The sequence below is a fragment of the Halorubrum sp. CBA1125 genome (assembly GCF_009742825.1).
GTDB lineage: Archaea > Halobacteriota > Halobacteria > Halobacteriales > Haloferacaceae > Halorubrum.
Map to the genome: position 1 here is coordinate 21,101 of NZ_WPCE01000012.1, position 7,644 is coordinate 28,744.

Sequence of the window (7,644 nt, forward strand, 5' to 3'; positions counted from 1 at the left end):
TCGTTCTGCCGGGTAATTTACTTTTCCATCGTGGGCCTCCGCCCCGTTGAAACCGACCGACCTCGGCGGACGAACGGCCATGGGACGCCGACTACTCGTCGTTACGGCTCCGGTAGGACCTTACCCGGGTTCATGACGCCATTTGGATCCAAGGACTCCTTGATCATCTGCATGATTTCAACGGCCTCGCCGTGCTCGGTTTCGAGGAATTCGGTCTTCCCGAGGCCGATTCCATGTTCGCCGGTTGAGGTCCCGCCCATCTCGATGGCGGCTTCGATGATCTCCTGATTGGCGCGGTCAACGCGCTGGACGGAGTCCTCGTCGTCAACGTCAACCAGAGGGCTGTAGTGGAGATTCCCGTCGCCGGCGTGGCCACAGACAGGGATCGGAATGTCGTGGTGGTCGGCTATCCTTTCGATCGCCTTGACGATGTCTGGATACCGTGCGATCGGTACGACGACGTCACCGTCCGCGGCCAAACTCCATTCTTCCCGGTGGGCCTCGTAGGCGTAGAGGATATTCCGACGGGCTTGCCAGATCTCTTCCATGCGGTCGCCATCCTCGTCTACCCAAGACAGTGCATCGTTGTCTTCGCAGATGGACCGTGCGACCGAGACGTCGTCGTCGATGCCGTCGTTGTTCCCATGGAGTTCAACGAGGAGTGTCGGGGTCGGCTCCAGTCCCAAACCGGTGTACTCGTTGACGTAACCAACGCTCTCGGCGTCAACGTACTCGATCGCCCCCGGCTTGAGTCCGGACTGGATGATCTCCGAGACCGCACGGCAGGCATCACGCTCGGCGTCGAACGTAACGACGGCGCTGCGTTTCCGCGTCGGGATACTGGTGAGCGACAGGGTTGCCTCGGTCACGACACCGAGCGTCCCCTCGCTCCCGATGAACAGATCCTTCAGGCTGTATCCGGCGGAGGTTTTGACCACGTTCCGGCCGCACTGGATCGTCCGACCGTCGGGAAGAACGACTTCGAGACGCCGGACGTGGTCCCGGGTCTCCCCGTATCGAACTGCGTTGGCCCCGCTCGCGTTGTTCGCGATCATACCTCCGATGGTCGCGACGTCGCTGCTTGAGATGCCTGGCGGAAACTGGAGCCTGTGTGGTTCCAACGCGTCATTGAGGTCGTCGTAGACGACGCCCGGACCGACCGTTACCTGGAGGTTCTCCGCGTCGACGTCGATCGAGGTGAGTTCTGCCATGTTCAAGACGATACCGCCCCTGACCGGGATGGCGTTCCCCTCGAGGCTACTCCCGCCGCTGTAGGGCGTGACCGGTACGCCTCGGTCGTTTGCGGCCGAGAGAACCGACGCAACCTCCGTCGTTCGCCGCGGCGAGACAACCGCATCGGGCATCGTAGACGAGTGAACGCTCGCGTCGCTGGCGTATCGTTCGCGGACCGACTTGTCGAAGTCTACTTGTGCCTCGGGAAGAACCTCCTTGAGGAAGTTGCAGTCGAAGTAGTCGCCGTTGTTCATGCCACTTGAGATATCACCCGAGATAATAGTTCTTTCCGACTCATCGCAGAACAGCCGATCGAGACAGATCGCTGCCAAATTTTCAGGAGATTGGATTGATTCCGACGGCATCGACAGCGTCCTCGACGGCGCGCTTCTCCTCATCGGTGAGGTTGTTTATCGGTTCCCTGACGGGACCACCGTTAAGGCCGAGGTAGTCCATCGCGTGTTTTGAGATGGCCGTCACGACCGGGTTACCGCGCTGGACCTTTGGAAGTATCGTCACCTCTTCCCGTTCTGCGAACATCTCCGCGCGGACGCTAAGTAGCGGTTCCAAGCGGTTATACACCGTCACCGCCTCATCGTAGTCGCCGCGGTCGACGGCGGCGTAGAGGTCGTAGACGATGTCAGGGGCATAGTTCGCGAACAGGGAGACGAACCCGCGGGCGCCGTATAGCGATGTCCCGAGAAATACCTCCTCACCAAGGCCGCTCACAACCGAGACTTCGGCTGGGTCGACATGGCGAGCGATGCTCGCGTATTGAGGGAGGCTGGAGGTGTTCTCCTTGAGTCCGACAAAGTTGTTGATCTCGCCGAGACGAGCGACGAGTTCCGGGTCGGCCCACACGCCGGAGACGAACGGGTTGTTGTAGAGGACGACACCGATATCGATTGCGTCAGTGACCGTCACGTAATGCTGGTAGAGTCGCTCTCGAGTGGGTTGTCGGTAGTAGGGGAGTACGACCATGACGCCGTCGGCTCCGATTGACTCGGCCCATTTACTCATCTCGACCGTCTCACGCGTACTCGGCCGACCGGTGCCGACGACAACGGGAACGTCGTATCCTTCGGTAGCGTCGAGTACCGTCTGGACGACTGTCTTCTGTTCGGCGACGGAGTTAGCGTAGAACTCCGTGTTGCTCCCGTTGGTCATGACGACGAACTTTCGTCCCTCGGCGTGCTCGAGGAGGAACTCGGTGTTCTTACGGAGGCCATCAACGTCGACCTCGCCGTCGTCCGTGTACGGACACGGCTGGACCGTTATGACACCCTCGAACTGCTCTCGCAACTGCTCGGGCTCCATAGTCAACGTTGATCCATCACATGCTCATTAATCATTCGCAATCGTGTGAGACAGGTTGTCGACGAAACAGCCTCGCCTAGCTAGGCGTTTCGCGCTAGGTACAGACCGAGCGTCAACGCGACCGTCGCGAAACCGGCGAGGGTGAGAAAGAGCACAGCCATGTCGGCATACGCGAGGATTGCACCGGCGACGCCGCCACCGAGGGCGCCGACACCGAACACGCCGAGGTACGTGAACCCGTAGGAGAGACCGCGTGTGCCGGTCGGCGTGTACTCTGCCACCGTCGCCTGGTACATCGGCTGCACCAGAAAGAGGAACATCCCGAGGACGGTCCCGAGGGCCATCAAGGGGACGAGTCCCATCTCGGACACAGGCACGAACAACAGCGCGAGAACCGCAAGAACTCCGAATGAACCGGCAATACCGTATTCGACAGGGAAGCGATCAGTTAATTTCCCGCCGACATACTGTCCGACAACGCCAACTAGGAGCAGTCCGGAGTAGAAGTAGTCCTGCGGGTGTAGCATAGGGCTAGACCCGGACTCGACGCCGAGTGTCGAGAGAATGCCGCTTGAGAGGAGCGAGTCGATCGGTATCGGTTTGAAGCCTGGCAGGTCACGGAGTAGTTCTGGTAGGAACGTCAAGATGCCACGGTAGTAAAGGCCCGAACACATGACGACGACGAAGACGAGTATGAAACTTCCAGCGAAAAGGCGCTTCGACTTCGAGAAGAATTCACTGAGGGATTCGACGCCGCTCTCTGCCTTGGATCCGCCGTCGGCGGTAGCATCTTCGACCATTGCGGTCTCATCGAAACTCGCACGAGTGGCGTATAGGGACGCGAGTAGCGCTGGAGTACCAAAAACAAGGGCCACTGTCCGCCAGTGGACAAACAAGAGCAGAACCGTGGCCAGCAGAGGACCAAGTCCGATGCCGAGGTTGCCGGCGATACCATGATAGGCGAAGCCGGTTCCTCGGTCCTCAACCCCCTTGCTAATCAGCGAGAGTCCGGCGGGATGGTAGACGCTGGCGGACACGCCCCAGACGACGAGCGCGAGGGCAATAATCAGGACGTTCGGTGCCAGGCCGAGCAGAATATAGGAGAGGCCCATCCCGAGTAGACAGGCGCTGATGAGCCGCCGCGATCCGAGCCGGTCCACGATGACACCTCCTGGTAGGGCACCGAGCCCGAATAGCGCGTAGCCGACGGTGACCATGGCGCCGAGCGTCGCGGTCGTCACGTCGAATTGTGCCACTCCGAGGTTGATGACATCAAACTCCGACAACCATATAACCATGAAGAGAGGGACGGTCATCTCATACGTGTGGACAGCCGAGTGTGCTATCATCACCAGTCCGGTGATGGCGCGGTCGTTGGAGTTCACTGTAATCGCACTGTTCTGGCAACCTATTTACGTTGTCGGTTCGGCTGACTTCACGACCGGGGTGCTGACTTCGTAGTCCAATCATCCGACTATCATCTGCAAAAAACACGGCAAAAGTCAACAGATCATCGCTTAGAGCGCGATCTCGGTTTCCCCTTCAGCCCGACGAATTCGCGGGTTTCGGCAGGCGTCGCGATGCCGAAGAAGCGATTAAAGTGGTATTCAGCTCTATCTGAGCAGCCTACCACTTTCGAATACCAAACAGCGACTTGAAAGGTCGGGTGTCAAACGGAATCACACCACCATTCACAACTGGGTACAGAAGGTTGACCTACAGCCAACCAGCGACGAGGATCCGAATCAGATCGCACTGGATGAGACAATGGTTCGGATCAACGACGAACAATACTGGCTGTACGCTGCTATCGATCCCGAAACGAACAAATTCACTCATATTAGACCATTTTAGATCAGAACTACGCAACTCATCCTGCTGTTTCTGCTTGAACTCTGCGACAAACAGCAGATCGAACAGACCACGTTTCTCGTTGATGATGCATCTCATCTGAAAGCTGCCTTAGAGTGACTCGGACACCATTTTCAGATGACTCGCTATGGAAATCGGAATGCTGTCGAACGTGTCTTTCGAGAAGTAAAACGACGTACTTCTTCGTTTAGTAATAGTTTCAGCCATGTGCAGCCGACGACGGCAGAAACATGGCTGCAAGCCTTTGCCGTCTGGTGGAATTCGCTTAACTAAACACGATGCGACACGTCGTATACAATCAAAACCACAGCGTCGCCGACGAAACATCGTTTCGTAATAATTAAATGATCGTTATAGCGTAGGAGTTCCTCGGCTGAATTACAATGACGGAAGTCAACATCGAAGACTACGTGCCGTGTGGCTTGCTTGAGTACACCGTTGAGACGCAGAACACGTTGCTCGAAGAATTCGGACAGAATCTTGACGGCGTCCGACTCCCACCGGGTCCCGGCGGCGTCGGGGCGATGCTCTTCGGTGGCTTAGGTGGCGATACGCCACTCGAAGCGCACGCCGCGGCAAGTGACCTTGGTAGCCAACCGGTACTTAGACCGCCTCCCTCAGAGGCCGAAGGGACGAGTATCGCATACGAAGAGCTATCCTGTCCGAGTTCTGCCCGATTCGAAGGTACTGTCTTTCCCCGGTTGAAATCCAAACTCGTCGACAGCGACCAGTCTTCCTTCGTCTACCGCGGTATTCCGGTCGTCTACCCGTACATCAACCCTGCTGTCCTCGCACTCGAAGTGCCCCATGATCGCAGTGCCGCCGTGTTTTGGGCATTCAAGGACCTCTACTACCGAGAACAGGTAAGCGCCAGAACGGAACATGTCCGAGATCGTCCGCGGCAATTCCTTGCCGATCGAATCGACGTCAACGCGGCTGCAGTCATCGACGACGTTGAGACTAAGACGTTCAGAGAAACAGTAAACCCTGATCTACAAGTATCTCGAGACGTAAAGGTTCGTGCGACACAGATGTCTTCCTGTTCAGGGATGAATGGTTCGTGACTCAGATCATCGGTCAGCAATCGTATGACGTATTCGTGAACTCGCACGGGGTGTGATCCGATATGGACATTAACCCTATCCGCCGTCTGCCGACCCACGCCGACGAGTGGCGATTAGTCGGACGAACGGTGCGGCTCGTCCTCTCAATACCACAGTACACCGTGCTATCCCTGATATACGCCATTTTCGGGTTGTCACTGTTTGTCCTCTCGCGAAACGTAGCCGTACTCCGCCAGATCGTTATCGGTGGCGACCTCCCGTTGGCAACTAGGGGAGTGGTTCTCCTTGAGCTGTATCCATTCATCGGCACCGCATACACAGCCCTTCAAGGCGCCGTGCTCGTCATGACCGCAGTATTGATCGGTACCAATCTAAGCGTTGCGACTTATCACTTTCGGGAGCACGGACTGTCGCTCGGCCAGGGATCGGGAAGCGTCGGTGGCATCGGTCTTGGTCTACTCGGTGCTGGTTGTGCGGCGTGTGGATCGGCCGTCCTCGGCGGCCTTCTCTCCATCGCTGGTGCCTCCAGTTTCCTGTTGGCCCTCCCGCTTGACGGGTTTGAGTTCAGCGTCCTCGCGATGCTCGTGTTACTCCTCTCGCTGTACTGGCTTGCCGAAGGGATGCGCGGCGGCGAAATCGGCGGATGTCCCGTCGAGGCGTGACGGAAGTGGCTGACTGTTTCTTCCCTCGCGATTGTCCACATACTCCACACCAATCCAGAACTGGTCAATCCTCTACCTCACTCCCCAATTATCCTAATAATGTTTCTCGTTAATTGATAGATTGTGTTCAGATAAGCTGATTCCATGCGAAGCTGAACGATCTGATCCAATCGTCGGCGGTTTCTGCTTCGGTGTTGCTGAAACAGTTTGAGAAACAAATAGTTCGACGTTTTATTTCTCTAAAGACACGTTCAACAGCGTTCCGATTTCTATATTTCTCGTATCTGAAACCGAAGCCGTGGCGCTGACACGCATCTTGTAATGAGTGCGATCCATCGACGAGAAACACGACGTCTCCGACGCCGTGTTTCTCGGAGAGTTCCGCAAGAAACGAATGAGCGAGAACCTTCGTAGTCGTCGGTTCGAGTTTTGTATGGAGCAATTCGTTTGTCTCGGGATCAACGGCGGCATACAGCCAATATTGCTCATCGTTGAGTCGGATCACAGTCTCGTCAACACGTGATCCGGACACCGCTCAGCTTCGGGCTGTAGGCCTTGTGAACCCAATTATGAACCGTAGAGCGAGCCGTTCGACACCGAATATCTCAAGTATATAATCTGTATTCGAAAGTGATAGACCAGCGAGATGGAGCTGAATACCGAGCTTCATCAGCGATCTCGGTGTCGCTTCTCGTTCCACAAAGCTAATTCGATCTGGTCGATACTACCGCTGCGGCGTGTGCTTTCGGGCATGAACCACTCAGAAAACACACCGCCTCACTCTTCATTCTTATCTGAACACTACCTCTCTGAGAGGTAAGTAAATTTATTGAACTATATGGGATCGATCGGAGCCACGCCGCAATTCACGACTTCGTTCAGAAGCCATCTGCAGCCGCTCTCGACCGTCTCTGAGGATCAACTCGCGGTTAATGAAAGATGCTCCGCCTCCACGGTCAGCAGTGCTGGCTATAGGCGCGGCGGTGGTGAGATAGGGTCGAAGCGTGAGGCGGTCAAACGATCGAGTGGTTCATGCTCTCGTTCGACCGCCTCAGCGGCGAGAGGTTGTGTCGAGTTAGATCTTCCGGAGCGCGAAGCGATACCCAAATCGGGGATGAAGCTCGGTCTCCGCCCCCATCTGGATAAATCATCAATTTTACATACAATATTTATTTTTGAAACTTCGGTCTCGATCGTCATCGAATCATCGTCTATCGGTGGGTGCAGAAAGCCGATCTACAGATAAGCAAGGCGAGTGCCTCGGGGCTTGACCCCGAGGCGATTCACAGCCGACAGATGGCGCCAATCCCGTTGCTGTCGATGAAACGGTGATCAACTCAACACGGAACAATATGGCCGTGCTGCTGTCGATCCCGACACCAACTGCCTCTTCACGTCCGGCTCTATCCGACGAGAACGCAGGTACTGACCGAGGTGTTTCTCTCTGAACTGCGTGAAAACGGTGAACGCCCGGATCGCGTCGCCGTCGATCAAAA

Annotated in this window: 5 protein-coding genes and 3 pseudogenes; 4 read left to right on the top strand and 4 right to left on the bottom strand. The window is 56.4% G+C overall.

Translation table 11 applies throughout. From position 1 onward, the window contains the following. Positions 1-101 precede the first annotated feature (101 nt). From GJ633_RS02765 to GJ633_RS02775, 3 genes are all read right to left on the bottom strand, one after another. The gene (locus tag GJ633_RS02765) at positions 102-1,487 is read right to left on the bottom strand and encodes an FAD-binding oxidoreductase (protein ID WP_156586944.1); all 1,386 of its coding nucleotides are present in this window, start codon (positions 1,485-1,487) and stop codon (positions 102-104) included. A gap of 82 nt (positions 1,488-1,569) precedes the next feature. Then, positions 1,570-2,550 carry a dihydrodipicolinate synthase family protein gene (locus GJ633_RS02770; protein ID WP_156586946.1) on the bottom strand — a complete coding sequence of 327 codons (981 nt, stop codon included), beginning with the start codon at positions 2,548-2,550 and terminating at the stop codon, positions 1,570-1,572. 80 nt (positions 2,551-2,630) lie between these two features. Further along, positions 2,631-3,899, bottom strand: coding sequence for an MFS transporter (locus tag GJ633_RS02775; RefSeq protein ID WP_156586955.1), 1,269 nt, complete (start codon positions 3,897-3,899; stop codon positions 2,631-2,633). A gap of 253 nt (positions 3,900-4,152) precedes the next feature. Here GJ633_RS02775 and GJ633_RS17580 point away from each other — a divergent pair. The 3 genes and pseudogenes from GJ633_RS17580 to GJ633_RS02785 form a co-directional block, all read left to right on the top strand. Then, positions 4,153-4,695 (top strand): annotated as a pseudogene (locus GJ633_RS17580) (IS6 family transposase); the annotation flags it as partial. Positions 4,696-4,805: 110 nt separating this feature from the next. Further along, positions 4,806-5,486, top strand: a complete 681-nt coding sequence (locus GJ633_RS02780) for a thioredoxin domain-containing protein (RefSeq protein WP_156586948.1) — start codon at positions 4,806-4,808, stop codon at positions 5,484-5,486. A gap of 62 nt (positions 5,487-5,548) precedes the next feature. After that, complete coding sequence (locus GJ633_RS02785) at positions 5,549-6,148, top strand: hypothetical protein (protein ID WP_156586951.1); 600 nt, start codon at positions 5,549-5,551, stop codon at positions 6,146-6,148. 127 nt (positions 6,149-6,275) lie between these two features. On the opposite strand, the pseudogene GJ633_RS02790 reads toward GJ633_RS02785, so the two are convergent. After that, positions 6,276-6,901 (bottom strand): annotated as a pseudogene (locus GJ633_RS02790) (IS6 family transposase). A gap of 279 nt (positions 6,902-7,180) precedes the next feature. Here GJ633_RS02790 and GJ633_RS17585 point away from each other — a divergent pair. Further along, positions 7,181-7,644, top strand: a pseudogene (locus GJ633_RS17585) (hypothetical protein); the annotation flags it as partial.